This is a genomic window from Achromobacter ruhlandii, from assembly GCF_002082135.1.
Taxonomy (GTDB): Bacteria; Pseudomonadota; Gammaproteobacteria; order Burkholderiales; family Burkholderiaceae_B; genus Achromobacter; species Achromobacter ruhlandii.
In genome coordinates, this window is sequence record NZ_CP017433.1 from 2,587,588 (window position 1) to 2,601,803 (window position 14,216).

Consider the following 14,216-nt stretch of genomic DNA (forward strand, 5'->3'; position numbering starts at 1 on the left):
GCGCGAGATCGCCGCGCTGGCGGACCAGGGCCGGGTGCGGGACGCGATGGCGCGCTGCCGCGCCCACCTCGGCCAGCATGGCGCCAGCGCCGAGTCGCTGTACCTGCTGGGTCTGCTGCAGGATGCCGACGGCGATACGCGCCAGGCCCAGGCCGCCTATCGCAAGGCCTTGTACCTGGATCCGTCGCACCGCGAGGCGCTGCTGCACCTGGCCGCGCTGATCGCGGCCGACGGCGACCAGGAAGGCGCCCGCCGTCTGCAGGCGCGCGCCGCGCGTCAGGAGGCCGGCCGTGAGTGATGCCCTGGACGCCCTGGCCCGTCTGTCGGAAGTGGACGATTGCTGGAACCGCATCGGCAGCCGCGGCGACAAGACTTGCGCGCGCCTGCCCGAATACGTGCATTGCCGCAATTGTCCGGTGTATGCCGGCGCGGCCAAGCGCATCCTGGACCGCCTGCCGCCGCAGACCGATGCGCGGGCCGAGCCCGCCGAGGGCGCCGTGGCCGCGCAGGCCAGGCTGTCGTCGCTGCTGGTGTTCCGGCTGCAGGGGGAATGGCTCGGGTTGCCGACCAAGGCGCTGGACGAGGTGGCCGGCACCCGCGCCATCCTGACGCTGCCGCACCGGCGCGATCCGGCGGTGCTGGGCGTGACCAACGTGCGCGGCACGCTGACGGTCTGCGTGTCGCTGGGCCGCCTGCTGGGCCTGGACGCGCCGGTGGCCGGCGCGGGCCGCGAACGGCCGGCCGCGGCCCGCATGCTGATCTTCGGCGGGGCGGGGCGCGCGGTGGTCCTGCCGGTGGCCGAGGTGGAAGGCATTCACAGCGTTGACCTGGAGGCGCTGGAAGCCTTGCCGGCCACGCTCGAGGGCGCCAGCCTGAAGTACTCGCGCGGCGTGGCGCGCTGCGGCCAGCGCAGCGTCGGCGTGCTGGACGAGACCCTGTTGATGCAAGCCTTGGAACGGAGCCTGGCGTGAACCCGGACCAGATGCGCGACGCCTCGCTGCTGGAACTGTTCCAGCTGGAAACCCGCAATCAGGTGCAGGTGCTGAACAATGGCCTGCTGGCCCTGGAGCACGACCCGACCTCGGCCGCGCAGCTGGAAGCCTGCATGCGCGCGGCGCATTCGCTCAAGGGCGCGGCGCGTATCGTCGACCTGCATCCGGCGGTGCGCATCGCGCACGCGATGGAAGACTGCCTGGTGGCGGCGCAGGAAGGGCGGCTGCGCCTGCAGGCCGCCGATATCGACGCGTTGCTGCTGGGCGCGGACCTGTTGCAGCGGGTGGCCACGCCCGGCGCGGAACTGGGCGAGGAGATCGACACGCTGGTGACGCGGCTGTCGAACGCGCCCAACGCGCCGCCGGCCGCGCCGCTGGTCGAGCGGCCGCCCAAGCCCTCGGATTTCCTGCCGCCCATTCACCAGCCCGATGATCCACCGCCGCCGCCGCCCGGGCGCCGCAGCTCCGACCAGGCGCTGGGCGAGGGCGAACGGGTGTTGCGGGTCACCGCCGACACGCTCAACAAATTGCTTGGCCTGTCCAGCGAAACCCTGGTGGAGTCGCATTGGATCGCGCCGTTCAGCGCCTCCATGTTGCGGCTGCGGCGGCTGCAGTCGGGCGCCGGCCAGGCGCTGGACAGCCTGCGCGCCTCGCTGGCCGGCGTGCATATCGATGCCCGCAGCCAGGCGGCGCTGGACGACGCCCAGCGCATCGTCGAGGCCTGCCAGCAGGAACTGGCGCAACGCGCCAGCGAGGTCGATGAATTCGGCTGGCGCATGGGCCACCTGGCGCAGCGCCTGTACGACACCGCGCTGGCCTGCCGCATGCGGCCCTTTGGCGACGGCCTGGGCGGCATGGCGCGCATGGTGCGCGACCTGGGCCGTTCGCTCGGCAAGCAGGTGCGCCTGGAGATCGAGGGCGATTCCACCCAGGTCGACCGCGACATCCTCGACAAGCTGGACGCGCCGCTGATGCACCTGCTGCGCAATGCGGTCGATCACGGCATCGAGATGCCGATGGACCGGCTGCAGGCCGGCAAGCCAGCCGAAGGCCTGATCCGGCTGTCGGCCCGCCACGCGGCCGGCATGCTGCTGATCGAACTGAGCGACGACGGCGCCGGCATTTCGCTCGATCGCCTGCGGGTCGAGGTGGTGCAGCGCAAGCTGACCAACGCCGAGACCGCGGCCCGCCTGAGCGAGGCCGAACTGCTGGAATTCCTGTTCCTGTCCGGCTTCAGCACGCGCGGCGAGGTTACCGAGATCTCCGGCCGCGGGGTCGGGCTGGACGTGGTGCAGACCATGGTGCGGCAGCTGCGCGGCGCGGTGCGGATCCACCAGCAGACCGGGCAGGGCACGCGCTTCGTGCTGGAGATGCCGCTGTCGCTGTCGGTGGTGCGCAGCCTGCTGGTCGAGGTGCAGGGCGAGATCTACGCGTTTCCGCTGGCCTACGTCAGCCACGCGCTGCAGGTGCGGGCGCAGGACATCGAGCAGCTCGAAGGGCATCAGCATTTCCGCTTCATGGATCGCCAGATCGGGCTGGTGTCGGCGCGCCAGATCCTGCGTTCGGGCGAGCCGGCGCCGGCCGCCGAGACCCTGCCGGTGGTGGTGGTCGGCGATCACGACCGGCTCTACGGCATCGCCGTGGACCGCTACGTGGGCGAGCGCACGCTGGTGGTGCAGCCGCTGGATCCGCGCCTGGGCAAGGTGCAGGACGTGATGGCCGGCTCGCTGATGGACGATGGCACGCCGCTGCTGATCCTGGATGTCGAGGACATGCTGCTGTCGGTGCAGAAGCTGGTCGAGGGCGGCCGCCTGGCGCGGGTGGATGGCGGCGGTCCGGTGGCGCAGGCGCGCCGCAGCAAGCGCGTGCTGGTGGTGGATGATTCGCTGACGGTGCGAGAACTGGAGCGCAAGCTGCTGCTGAACCGCGGTTTCGATGTGGCGGTGGCGGTGGACGGGATGGACGGCTGGAACATGCTGCGCAACGAGGCCTTCGACCTGGTGGTGACCGACGTCGACATGCCGCGCATGGACGGCATCGAACTGGTGTCGCGCATCAAGGCCGATCCCAAGTTGCAAACGCTGCCGGTAATGGTAGTGTCCTATAAGGACCGTGAAGAGGATCGGCGGCGCGGGTTGGATGCCGGCGCCGACTATTATCTGGCCAAGGGCAGCTTCCACGACGATGCCTTGCTGGACGCCGTGGAAGACCTCATCGGAAAGGCGCGGACGTGAGAATCGGAATCGTCAACGATCTGCAGATGGCGGTGGAAACCCTCCGGCGCGTGATCGCGCTGGAACCCGGGCTGGAGGTTGCCTGGGTCGCCTCCAACGGCCTGGAGGCCGTCCAGCAATGCGCCCTGGACCGGCCCGACGTGGTGCTGATGGACCTCATCATGCCCGTCATGGACGGCGTCGAGGCCACCCGCCGCATCATGGCCGAAAGCCCCTGCGCCATCGTGGTGGTCACGGTGGACGTGGCGCGCCATACCGCGCGCGTGTTCGACGCCATGGGCCATGGCGCGCTGGACGCGGCCGATACCCCGGTGGTGGGCAATGCCGACCTGCGCAGCGCCGCCGCGCCGCTGCTGCGCAAGATCCGCAATATCGGCTGGCTGATCGGCCGCTACGGCAGCAACCGCACCAACCTCACGCCGGTGGCTCGCGACGTCACCCCGGCGGGGGCCTCGCAAGGCCTGCTGGTGATCGGCGCCTCCGCCGGCGGCCCGGCCACGCTGGCACAGTTGTTACGCGATATTCCGGTCAGTTTTCCCGCGGGCATTGTGCTGGTGCAGCATGTGGACGCTTCGTTCGCCGCCGGCATGGCCGATTGGCTCAACGATCAGGTGGCATTGCCCGTGCGGTTGGTGCGCGAGGGCGAGCGGCCCGTGCCGGGGCAGGTGCTGCTGGCCGGCACGGACGACCATCTGCACCTGGTGGCCGATGGTACGCTGCGTTACACCGAGAATCCGAAGGAAAGCCTGTACCGTCCCTCCATCGATGTATTTTTCCATAGCGTCGCGCAGCACTGGCGCGGCCTGGCCGTCGGCGTGCTGCTGACCGGCATGGGGCAGGACGGCGCCCGCGGCCTGAAGGCGCTGCGCGATCGCGGCTGCCTGACTATTGCCCAGGACCAGGCCACCAGCGCGGTCTATGGCATGCCCAAGGCGGCCGCCGCGATGCAGGCCGCCGTCGAAATCCGACCGTTGGACCAGATTGCTCCCCGCCTGGTGCAGGCCTTCGCCTGAGCCGGCGGTCATAGCTAGAAATCAAGGAAAGCCACTATGCACCCTCCCATTGACAGCCCGGCCTCGGCCGACCTGAACTCGCACGCGGCGATGGTGCTGCTGGTCGACGATCAGGTCATGGTCGGCGAGGCCATTCGTCGGGCCCTGGCCACGGAGGGCAATATCGACTTCCACTATTGCTCGGATCCGTACAAGGCGCTGACCGTCGCGGTGCAGACGCGGCCCACCGTGATCCTGCAGGACCTGGTGCTGCCGGGCGTGGACGGCCTGAGCCTGGTGCAGGAGTACCGCAACCACCCGGTCACGCGCGATATTCCCATCATTGTGCTGTCGACCAAGGAAGATCCGGCCATCAAGAGCGCGGCGTTCGCCGCCGGCGCCAACGACTACCTGGTGAAACTGCCCGATTCGATCGAACTGGTCGCGCGCATCCGCTACCACTCGCGCTCGTACCTGGCGCTGGTGCAGCGCGACGAAGCCTACCAGGCGCTGCGCCAGAGCCAGCAGCAGTTGCTGGAAAGCAATATGGAGCTGCGCCGCCTGACCAATTCCGACGGCCTGACGGGCTTGGGCAATCGCCGTTACTTCGACGAATACCTCAACGCCGAATGGCTGCGCGCGCGCCGCGATGGCCGCGAAATCAGCATGCTGATGATCGACGTGGACCATTTCAAGTCCTACAACGACACCTACGGCCACATCGCCGGCGACGAGGCGCTCAAGCGCGTGGCCAACACCATCTTCGCCAGTTGCGACCGCTCCACCGACCTGGCCGCGCGGTTTGGCGGCGAGGAGTTCGCGCTGGTGCTGCCCGGCACGCCGGCGGGCAGCGCGCGGCTGGCCGCCGAGAAACTGCGGCGCGCGGTCGAGGCCATGCAGATTCCGCAGAAGGACAATGGCGGCGGGCCGTGGCTGACGGTCAGCATCGGCACCGCCACCGCCGTGCCGATCCCGGACCAGCCGTGCACCGACCTGATCCAGATCGCGGACCGCGGCCTTTACCAGGCCAAGCGCCAGGGCCGCAACCGCGTGGTGCAGGGGCCGATGCCGTCGGCCGCGGATACGCCGGACCCGGTCTGACGCGAGGCCGACGGCTTTCCGCCGGCCGACCCCGCGCGATGGATCAGGCGCGCGCGCCGCGCCGGATCGAGGTCGCCGCCAGCATCAGCGCCAGGCTGACGCCGACCGCCACCGCCGCCATGGCCATGCCTTCGCCCACCGATCCTTGCTCGAACTGGCGCCACACAAAAACCGATACCGTCTGCACGCCGGCCGGCGCCAGCAGCAGCGAGGTCACCAGTTCGCGCGAGGCCACGGCGAACACCATCAGCATCGCGGCGGACAAGCCCGGCAGCACCAGTGGCAGCACGATGCGCCGCAGGGCCGCGGCCGCGCTGGCGCCATGCACGCGCGCCGCCGCTTCCAGATTGGGGCCGATCTGTGCCAGCGCCGCGCTGACGTAGCGTACCGGGTAGGGGAGCAGCAGGCAGGTGTACGACAGCAGCAGGATGCCCCAGGTGCCGTACGGCGAAGCGGGCCAGAACGGCTGGTTCCAGGCCAGGATCAAGCCGACTCCCACCACCACGCCGGGCAGCGCCGCGGGCAGCAGCGCCAGCGCGTCGATGACGGCCGCGCCCGGCACGTGCCGGCCAGCCACGCACCAGGCCGCCAGCAGGCCCACAGGCGCCCGCCGCCAGCGCCGTGCCGGTGGCCAGCAGCAGGCTGGTCGAGAGCGCCTGCCAGGCCTCGCCGCCGGCCTGGAACAGGGCCGCGAAATTGGCCAGGGTCAGGTTGTCCAGCGACAGCCCGGCCGAGACATGGCGCGTCAGGGCCGCGGCCAGCATCGACGCCAGCGGCGCCGCCACCGCCACCAGCGCGACCGCCGCGAACAGGCCCAGCACCGGCCAGCGCCAGGCGCCGAGCCGGCCGCGCGCCAGCGGCGCGGGCTTGCCGGTGGTGGTCTCGAAGCCGCGTCCGGCGACCAGCGCGCGCTGCACCGCGTAGGCCGTCAGCGCCAGCGCCACCAGCACCAGCGACAGTAGCGCCGCGGCCGGCAGGTCGATGGGCCAGTCCGCCAGGCGGCGCTCGATGGCGGTGGTCATGACGGCGACGCCGGCCTGCGCGCCCAGCGCGGCCGGCACGCCGTATTCCTCGATCGCCAGGGTGAAGGCCAGCAGCAGGCTGGCGCCGATGGCCGGCAAGGCCAGCGGCAGCGTCACGCGCAGGAACGCGCGCCACGGGCCGGCGCCAGACACCCGCGCCACCTCGGCCAGCCGCGCGCCGGTGGCGGCCATGCTGCGCGAGACGGCGAAGTACACCACCGGAAAGATCGCCAGGCCCATCGCCAGCGTCACGCCGGCGGGCGAGAACAGCAGCGGTCCGAGATGCAAGCCCGTCAGTTGCTCCAGGTAGCCGCGCGGTTGCAGCGCCATGGTCCACGACAGCGCGGCGATGTAGGGCGGCAGCAGGAACGGCACCAGGAACAGCAGGTCCCAGAGCCGCGCCAGCGGCACCTGGAACAGGCCGCGCAGCGCGCCCAGCGGAATGCCGATGAGGGCGCTGACGGCGGCCACGCCCAGGCCCAGCTTGAGCGTGCCGCCCACCAGCGTCAGCGCCGCCGGCGTGGCCAGGGTGGCGGCCCAGGCGCCGAAGGGATTGCGCAGCGAGCCTTCGGCCAGATGGGGAAAGACGGCCTGCAGCGCGACGAAGGCCATCGGCAGGGCGACGAGCACGCCCAGGGCGGCCACGGTGATGGCCGCCAGGAGAAAGACGCTTTTCATGGTCGGGGTGGGGATGCCGGACGCGCCGGCATCCCGGCCTGTCAGTGTTGACCGAACAGGCGCGCGAAACGCGCCAGCACCTCGGCGCGCGAGGCGCCGGGCGCGGTCTCGGGCAGCAGCGCCAGGTCCTTGAACAGCGGCCGCTTGCCGGCCACGTCCTGGCGCGCCGGCATCAGCCAGGCGTCGGCGACGGCGCGCTGGCCGTCCTCGGACAGCACGTAGTCGATGAACTGGCGCGCCTGATCGGGCGCCTTGGTGGTCTTCAGGATCATCATCGGGCGCGGCGCGATGGCGGTGCCGCTGGACGGGAAGATCACCTTGATCGATTCGCCTTTCTCGACGCTGGCGTACGACACGTAGTCGACCGCGCCGAACACCGCCGCCTTGGCGCCCTGCAGCACCGGCGTCAGCGCCTGGGCGTTGGGGCCGGAGATGGTCATGCCGTTGTCGCGCAGCGTCTCGAACAGCTTCCAGGCCGATTCGCCCTGGGCGCTTTGCAGGCCCAGCAGCAGGTCGAGCGAGGCGCCCGACAGGGCCGGGTCGGGGGTGGTCACCTTCTGCTTGAACTGCGGGCCGGTCAGGTCGGACCAGTCGCGCGGTTCGGGCGTGCCGCTGCGCGAATTCCAGACGATGCCCAGCGCCGAGATGCCCTGCGCCACGTAGGTCGGGGTCTTGAAGCGGGCCGGCACCTGGGCCGCGTTGGGGCTGTCATAGGCCAGCAGCCAGCCGCGCTGGTCCAGGTCCTGGGCGGTGTCCCAGGACGCGGAGATCAGCACGTCGGCGCGCGGGTTGGCGGCCTCGGCTTCGAGCCGGGCCATGACCTTGCCGGTGGTGGCCTGGAACACGTCGACCTTGATGCCGGTCTTCTCCTGGAAGCCGGCGGCCAGCTGCTTGATCAGGCCGCCGGGGCCCGCGGTGTAAACGGTCAGCGCCTTGGCCTGGCCCGAGGCCAATCCGAACGAAAGCGTCATAAAGAACGTGGCAAGTAGTTTGGAAAGCGGTACGTGGGGCATTTTAGGCAGAGTCCTGGGGTTTGGACATCACGAGGTCGGCGATCCGGCCGTGCTCCATGCGGGCGATCGTGTGCGCCAGGGCATGGGCTTCCTCGTGGTCGTGGGTGACGTAGACGGCGGTGGTGCCGAGCCGGCGCAGCAGGGCGCCGATCTCGACGCAGAGCGATTCGCGCAGGGCCCGGTCCAGGTTGGACAGCGGTTCGTCGAACAGCAGCACGCGCGGCCGCGCCACGATGGCGCGGGCCAGCGCGACGCGCTGCTGCTGGCCGCCCGACAGTTCCGAGGGCCGGCGCGCGGCGTGCTCGCCCAGGCCGACCAGGGCCAGGGCTTCGCGCACCCGCGCCGGCCGTTCGCGCCGGGCGACGCCGCGCATTTCCAGCGGAAAGGCGACGTTGCCGGCCACGCTCATGTGTGGCCACAGCGCGTAGTCCTGGAACACCATGCCGAGGCCGCGGCGTTCGGGCGGTTCGTGGCGCTGCGCGTCGCAGACGACGGCATCGCCGAAGGCGATGCTGCCGCCCTGCGGCCGCAGCAGTCCGGCGAGCGACTTGAGCAGGGTGCTCTTGCCGCAGCCCGACGGGCCCAGCAGCGCCAGGACAGTGCCCGCGGGCACGTCCAGGTCGACGCCGTCCAGCACGGTGTGGCCGTTGAAGGCGTGGCGCAGGCCGCGCACGGCGATCGCCGTGCCGCCCGCGGAAGGTTCAGGCGCGTTCAAAACCGGTGCCGCAGGCCGAGGTTCAGGCCGAATTGGTTCTTGCCCGGCTCGACGTTGGCGCCGTACTTGCCGCCGATCAGGCTCTGCGCCGACTTGTCGTCGTTCACCGCGTAGGCCGCGACGGCATAGACGGTGGTGCGCTTGGACAGGTCATATTCGTTGCCCAGGACGAACATGGTGGACTTCTGGCCGGTGCCGGCGGCCTGCGCGGCCGGGCAGACGGCGTTGTTCATGTCGTCGCAGACCGAGTCGTTCAGGTGGTACACGGCGAACGACAGGCGGTTGTTCGACACCGGCAGGTAGGTCACGCCCAGCCAGGTCAGGTTGTTCTTGTAGTTGCGCTGCGTCAGTTTCTGTTCCAGCCAGCGGTAGCCGGCATAGACCTTGACGCCCTCGAAGTCGTACGACAGCCCCGCGACGATGCGGTCTTCGCGGTTGTCGCTGTTGGCGCCCTTGGCCGGCTTGTCGGCGTTCTTCGAGTGATACAGCACGCCGGCGTCCAGGCCGCCGGACTGGTAGCGCACGCCGCCGCCGATCATGCGGCCCAGCGTCTTGTCGTCGAACGATTGCTCGTTGTTCCAGCCGAAGCTGTAGTAGCCGCCGACGGACACGGGGCCGAACTTGCCGACGTACATCACCGCGTTGTCGGTGCGGTCGGAGAAGGCCGCGTCGGGGCGCTTGATCGAGAAGTTGGCGTTGTCGAACGGGTTGTACTTGCTCATCCAGTCGATCATGAGCGTGTTGTGGCGGCCCAGCGTCAGGCGGCCCAGGCTCTTGCTCGACAGGCCGACGTAGGCCTGGCGGCCGAACAGGCGGCCGCCCTGCATGGTCTGGCCGTTGTCGGAGTCGAAGCCGTTTTCCAGCACGAACACAGTCGACAGGCCGTCGCCCAGGTCTTCGGTGCCGCGCAGGCCCCAGCGCGAACCGCTGAGATTGCCCGTGCTCATGCCCGTCTTGCTGTTGCCGCTGGGGCCGTTGCTGAGGTATTGCAGACCGGTGTCGATCAGGCCGTAGAGCTGGACCGAACTGGAGGCGGCCGTCGCCGCGAGGGCGGGGGAGAAGCTGAGGACGGACAGGCAGGCGCCAGCCGCCGCGATGCGGAGAGTCGATTTCATAACAGGAAGTCCTCTTTGGGATTCAATCGGAATCGACACTCTAGGCACGGGTCGCTACAGCTTCGTGACACGCCTTGAGGTTTCGTCGGGGGGCGGTCCGTGCGCGACGGGAGCCGCCCCCGGCACGGAGGATGCGCCGGCGGGCGCTGGCGCGTTCAGAGATGCAGCTTGGTCGACGACTTCACTTCGTGCATCGACAGCGTGCTCAGCAGTTCCTTCACGCCGGGCAGCGTGCGCAGCCGGTTGCGCACGAATTCGGAATAGGCGTCGAAGTCGCGCGCCACGATGTGCAGCAGATAGTCGTGCTGGCCGGTGGTGTTGTGGCAGGCCAGCACTTCGGGCATGGCGGCCACGGCGGCCTCGAATGCGTGGCAGGTTTTCTCGGTGTGGTTTTCCAGCGAGATGCTGACGAACGCCACCACGCCCATGCCGAGCGCGCGGCGGTCCAGGATGGCCTGGTAACCGCGGATGACGCCCGAGCTTTCCAGCCGCTTGAGGCGCTTCCAGCAGGGCGAGGCCGACAGCGACACGCGCTCGGCCAGTTCGGCATTGGAGAGCCGGCCATCTTCTTGAAGGATTTTCATGATTTTCCAATCGATCGCGTCAAGTTGATGTAACAAGGCAGTCTCTTTCATGGTTTCATGGCTGTGAGAAACGATATTTCCCATTATCCGATTCCTGAAGCAGAAATGGAAAGAATATTGTGGCCGGACGCGCCCATACTCCCTGCATCCCCTGGCCGGCGGCGCTATCGTGTCCGAACCCGTGATATCGCCGTCAGGTAGGCCGCACTTCCCCCATTGAGAGGCACGCCATGAGTTATTCCAGCTATCACAAGAAAGACATCTCCGGCCGTCCGCTGCACGCCGAAACGCAGATGATGTCGTACGGCTTCCATCCTTTCCTGTCCGAAGGCGCGGTCAAGCCGCCGGTGTTCCTCACCTCGACCTTCGCCTTCCGTTCGGCCGAGGACGGCGCCGAGTTCTTCGATCTGGTGTCGGGCCGCAAGCCGCTGCCGCAGGGCGAATCGGCCGGGCTGGTGTACAGCCGCTTCAACCATCCCAACCTGGAAATCGTCGAAGACCGCCTGTCGCTGCTGGACGGCTCGGAAGACGCCGCGGTGACCTCCAGCGGCATGTCGGCGATCAGCGCGGTGTTCCTGGCGTTCCTGCGCCCGGGCGACCAGCTGGTGCAGTCGGTGCCGCTGTATGGCGGTACCGAGACGTTGATCGCGAAGATCTTCCCGGAATGGGGCATCGGCTCGCACCCGATCCACGACGGCCTGTCGGCGCAGAGCATGCGCGAGGCGCTGGAAGCGGCCGCGGCCAAGGGGCCGGTCAAGCTGTTCTACGTGGAAACGCCGGCCAATCCGACCAACGCGCTGATCGACTTCCAGGCCATGAAGGCCGAGCTGGACGCGTTCGCCGCGCGCCACGGCTATCGCCCGATATCGGTGTGCGACAACACGCTGCTGGGCCCGATCTTCCAGAAGCCGGCCGAGCATGGCGTGGATCTGTGCGTGTATTCGCTGACCAAGTACGTGGGCGGCCACAGCGACCTAGTGGCTGGCGCGGTCACTGGCGCCAAGGACCTGATCAAGAAGGTGCGGGCCATCCGCAGCGCCTTCGGCTCGCAGCTCGATCCGCATTCGTGCTGGATGATCACGCGCTCGATGGAGACCGTGGTGCTGCGCATGAAGCAGGCCGCGCGCAGCGCCACCCGCGTGGCGCAGTGGCTGGCCGGCAATCCGCACGAGAAGGTGCGAATCTATCACCCCGAGACCATCGCCGACGAGACCTACCAGGCGGTCTACAAGCGCCAGTGCAGCGGCCCGGGCTCGACCTTCGCTTTCGTGCTGGATGGCGGCCGCGCCAAGGCGTTCCGCTTCATCAATGCGCTGCGCCTGTTCAAGTCGGCGGTGAGCCTGGGCGGCACCGAGTCGCTGGTGTGCCATCCGGCCTCGACCACGCACTCGGGCGTGCCGGCGGCCGAGCGGGACGCGGCCGGCGTGTCCGAAGGGCTGATCCGCATTTCCATCGGCCTGGAGCACGAGGAAGACCTGATCGCCGATATGGACCAGGCCATGCGCAGCGTGGCCTGAGGCGCGGGGGCGGGCGGCGTCAGGCCGTTGCGGGCGGCCAGTCGATGGCGGCGGGCGCCAGCGCGAGGCGCAGCGCCCGCAGGTCATCGGGCGTGTCCAGGTCGGTCACGTAGGCGCGGTTGTCGCTGTCGAAGGTGGCGTGGCGGCCTTGCGCCGGATCCAGCCATTGGCGCAGGCCGGCGCCGGGCGGCAGCAGGTTGGCCGACCGCACCGCGGCGGCCGACAGCAGCAGCGGATGACCCGGCGCGCCGTCGACGCGCGGGCGCAGGCTGTCGGTGCCCGGCGCGCAGGCGCGCCATTGCGCCAGCAGGGCGGCGATGGCGGCGCTGTCGAGCAGGGGCAGGTCGGCCAGCACCAGCAGCAGGTCGTGTCCGGGATGGGCACGGGCGTGTTCGCGCAGCGCCAGGCGCTGCGAGTCGGCGAGGGTGGCGTCCGGCCGCGCATGCGGCAGCGTATCGATCGCCGCGCGCCGCGCCAGCGGCGCCAGGGTGTCCGCATACGGGCCGATGACGGCGCGCACCGGCGCGACGCCGGCGTCACGCAAGGCCTGCGTCAATCGCTCCAGCAGGCTGATGCCGTCGATGCATAGCGCCGACTTCGCGCGTCCGCCCAGGCGGGCGCCCTGGCCGGCGGCGAGGATGATGGCGGCGATGGGAGCGTTCATGGTGGACTCAGACGGGGCAGGCGCGGGCCGGATGGGGCGGGTCGATGGGGGTCGAGTCTAGCCCGGCCGGGCCTTCCCTGGCGCGATCTTCCTTGGCCGGGTCGCGCGCCTTGCCGGCGGCCACGGTTTCCAGCGCGTCCCGCGCCACCCCGTTCTTGGCGGCGACGATCTCGGCCATGATCGACAGCGCGATTTCGGTCGGCGTCTTGCTGCCGATGTAGACCCCGGCGGGGCCGCGCAGCCGGCGCAGGTCGGCATCCGCCAGGTCGAAATGCTCGCGCAGCCGCGCCCGGCGCGTTTCGCTGTTGCGGCGCGAGCCGATCGCGCCCACGTAGAACGCTTGCGACGGCAAGGCGTCGATCAGCGCCAGGTCGTCCAGCTTGGGATCGTGGCTGAGCGCGATGATGGCGGTGCGGCGGTCGGGCCGCAGGCGCAGGATCAGGTCGTCGGGCATCTCGCGGCTGCGCACCGCGCCCGGCATCGGCCAGGCCGGCGACGGGGTGTCGCGCGGATCGCAGACGATGACCTCGAAGCCCAGGGTCAGCGCGATCTGGCATAGGTAGCCGCTGGTATCGCCCGCGCCGATCACGATCAGCCGCACTGACGGACCGAAGTGCGAGGTTAAGGTGTCGGCCGTCAGGCGCGGCAGGCCATCGGCGGGGCCGGGGCGCAGGCTGACGGCGCCGCTGGCCAGGTCCAGCTCGCGCTCGATGCAATCGCGGCGCCGGCAGTGTTCCAGCAGTGCGGGCAATTGGCTGGCGGGGCCGATGGTTTCCATCACCAGCTCCAGGGTGCCGCCGCAGGGCAGGCCGAACTGGCGCGCCTGGTCGGCGTGCACGCCGTAGCGCAATACCTCGGGCCGCGCCGTCGCCGCAACGCCGGCCCGCGCGCGTGCCACCAGGTCGTCCTCGATGCAACCGCCCGACACGGAGCCGGCGACTTCGCCGCGGCCGTTCAGGGCCATCAACGCGCCCGGCGGCCGGGGCGACGAGCCCCAGGTGCGCGCCACGGTGACCAGCCATGCGGGGATGCCGTCGCGCTGCCATTGCGCGGCCTGTTGCAGCACCTGGGTGTCGATATCAAGCATGCGGGCCTTGGCCGGGGGCGGGTCGGGCCAGCACGGCGCGCACTGCCTCGGGCGTGAAGGGCGCCTGGTGGAAGCGTCGTCCGGTGGCGTCGAACAGCGCGTTGGCGATGGCCGCGGGGCCGGGGATCGAGGCCGATTCGCCGGCGCCCATGGGCGCTTCGTCCTGGCGCGGCATCAGCAGCACGTCGATGGGCGGCAGGTCCTTGAAACCGATGATGGGGTAGCCGCCCCATTCGCGGCTGGCGACGCCGGCCGCGTCGAATTGCACGCGTTCGAGCAGGCAGCGGCTCAGGGTCTGGTTGACGTTGCCGTGGAGCTGGTGGCGCACGCCGTCGGGGTTGACGATCATGCCGGTGTCCTGGCCCACCACCACGCGCGTGATGGCGATGCGGCCGCTGGCCGGGTCCACGCTCAGGTCGATGACCCAGGCTGCCCAGCGGCGCCGAAACCGGGGAACTTGCTGTGCACGTAGCGCGCATAGGCCACGCCGCGCCCATGCAGG

At 70.0% G+C, this 14,216-nt stretch carries 12 protein-coding genes and 3 pseudogenes; 6 read left to right on the forward strand and 9 right to left on the reverse strand.

Annotation, left to right across the window (positions count from 1 at the left end):
- From AruCF_RS29855 to AruCF_RS11695, 5 genes and pseudogenes are all read left to right on the forward strand, one after another.
- A pseudogene (locus AruCF_RS29855) lies at positions 1–298 on the forward strand (tetratricopeptide repeat protein); the annotation flags it as partial.
- Positions 291–971 carry a chemotaxis protein CheW gene (locus AruCF_RS11680; RefSeq protein ID WP_083036709.1) on the forward strand — a complete coding sequence of 227 codons (681 nt, stop codon included), beginning with the start codon at positions 291–293 and terminating at the stop codon, positions 969–971. The pseudogene AruCF_RS29855 and the gene AruCF_RS11680, both read left to right, overlap by 8 nt.
- Positions 968–3,226 (forward strand): hybrid sensor histidine kinase/response regulator, encoded by a 2,259-nt coding sequence (locus AruCF_RS11685; protein WP_063570120.1) that lies wholly within the window; start codon positions 968–970, stop codon positions 3,224–3,226. The genes AruCF_RS11680 and AruCF_RS11685 overlap by 4 nt, the downstream gene beginning before the upstream one ends.
- Positions 3,223–4,239 (forward strand): chemotaxis response regulator protein-glutamate methylesterase, encoded by a 1,017-nt coding sequence (locus AruCF_RS11690; RefSeq protein WP_059271071.1) that lies wholly within the window; start codon positions 3,223–3,225, stop codon positions 4,237–4,239. Before AruCF_RS11685 ends, AruCF_RS11690 begins: the two co-directional genes overlap by 4 nt.
- Before the next feature lie 36 nt (positions 4,240–4,275).
- Positions 4,276–5,319 carry a response regulator gene (locus AruCF_RS11695; RefSeq protein ID WP_054415589.1) on the forward strand — a complete coding sequence of 348 codons (1,044 nt, stop codon included), beginning with the start codon at positions 4,276–4,278 and terminating at the stop codon, positions 5,317–5,319.
- A 43-nt stretch (positions 5,320–5,362) separates the two neighbouring features.
- Here AruCF_RS11695 and AruCF_RS29860 read toward each other — a convergent pair whose 3' ends face one another.
- The 6 genes and pseudogenes from AruCF_RS29860 to AruCF_RS11720 all read right to left on the reverse strand — a co-directional run bounded on the left by AruCF_RS29860 (position 5,363) and on the right by AruCF_RS11720 (position 10,446).
- Positions 5,363–5,920, reverse strand: a complete 558-nt coding sequence (locus AruCF_RS29860) for an ABC transporter permease (protein ID WP_367644018.1) — start codon at positions 5,918–5,920, stop codon at positions 5,363–5,365.
- Between the two features lie 358 nt (positions 5,921–6,278).
- Positions 6,279–7,019 (reverse strand): annotated as a pseudogene (locus tag AruCF_RS29865) (ABC transporter permease); the annotation flags it as partial.
- Positions 7,020–7,060: 41 nt separating this feature from the next.
- Positions 7,061–7,990 carry an ABC transporter substrate-binding protein gene (locus tag AruCF_RS11705; protein ID WP_197286744.1) on the reverse strand — a complete coding sequence of 310 codons (930 nt, stop codon included), beginning with the start codon at positions 7,988–7,990 and terminating at the stop codon, positions 7,061–7,063.
- Positions 7,991–8,033: 43 nt separating this feature from the next.
- Positions 8,034–8,747: an ABC transporter ATP-binding protein gene (locus AruCF_RS11710; protein ID WP_054415586.1), complete on the reverse strand. Its 714-nt coding sequence runs from the start codon at positions 8,745–8,747 to the stop codon at positions 8,034–8,036.
- Complete coding sequence (locus AruCF_RS11715; RefSeq protein ID WP_063570122.1) at positions 8,744–9,862, reverse strand: porin; 1,119 nt, start codon at positions 9,860–9,862, stop codon at positions 8,744–8,746. The genes AruCF_RS11710 and AruCF_RS11715 overlap by 4 nt, the downstream gene beginning before the upstream one ends.
- A 155-nt stretch (positions 9,863–10,017) precedes the next feature.
- Entirely contained in the window at positions 10,018–10,446 is a 429-nt protein-coding gene (locus tag AruCF_RS11720; RefSeq protein ID WP_054415582.1) for an Lrp/AsnC family transcriptional regulator, read from the reverse strand.
- A gap of 230 nt (positions 10,447–10,676) precedes the next feature.
- Between AruCF_RS11720 and AruCF_RS11725 the strand changes: the two genes are divergently transcribed.
- Positions 10,677–11,963, forward strand: coding sequence for a cystathionine gamma-synthase family protein (locus AruCF_RS11725; protein ID WP_083036716.1), 1,287 nt, complete (start codon positions 10,677–10,679; stop codon positions 11,961–11,963).
- Between the two features lie 19 nt (positions 11,964–11,982).
- On the opposite strand, the gene AruCF_RS11730 is transcribed toward AruCF_RS11725, so the two are convergent.
- The 3 genes and pseudogenes from AruCF_RS11730 to AruCF_RS29870 form a co-directional block, all read right to left on the reverse strand.
- A complete protein-coding gene (locus AruCF_RS11730) occupies positions 11,983–12,627 on the reverse strand; it encodes an NTP transferase domain-containing protein (protein ID WP_054415579.1) in 645 nt (214 codons plus the stop codon).
- 7 nt (positions 12,628–12,634) lie between these two features.
- Positions 12,635–13,714 (reverse strand): XdhC family protein, encoded by a 1,080-nt coding sequence (locus AruCF_RS11735; protein ID WP_083036718.1) that lies wholly within the window; start codon positions 13,712–13,714, stop codon positions 12,635–12,637.
- A pseudogene (locus tag AruCF_RS29870) lies at positions 13,707–14,216 on the reverse strand (molybdopterin cofactor-binding domain-containing protein); the annotation flags it as partial. The pseudogene AruCF_RS29870 and the gene AruCF_RS11735, both read right to left, overlap by 8 nt.

Coding starts and splice junctions, on each gene's coding strand:
- AruCF_RS11695 (WP_054415589.1), top strand. CDS start 4,276: ATGCACCCTCCCATTGACAGCCCGGCCTCGGCCGACCTGAACTCGCAC.
- AruCF_RS11705 (WP_197286744.1), bottom strand. CDS start 7,990: ATGACGCTTTCGTTCGGATTGGCCTCGGGCCAGGCCAAGGCGCTGACC.
- AruCF_RS11715 (WP_063570122.1), bottom strand. CDS start 9,862: ATGAAATCGACTCTCCGCATCGCGGCGGCTGGCGCCTGCCTGTCCGTC.
- AruCF_RS11720 (WP_054415582.1), bottom strand. CDS start 10,446: ATGAAAATCCTTCAAGAAGATGGCCGGCTCTCCAATGCCGAACTGGCC.
- AruCF_RS11725 (WP_083036716.1), top strand. CDS start 10,677: ATGAGTTATTCCAGCTATCACAAGAAAGACATCTCCGGCCGTCCGCTG.
- AruCF_RS11730 (WP_054415579.1), bottom strand. CDS start 12,627: ATGAACGCTCCCATCGCCGCCATCATCCTCGCCGCCGGCCAGGGCGCC.
- AruCF_RS11735 (WP_083036718.1), bottom strand. CDS start 13,714: ATGCTTGATATCGACACCCAGGTGCTGCAACAGGCCGCGCAATGGCAG.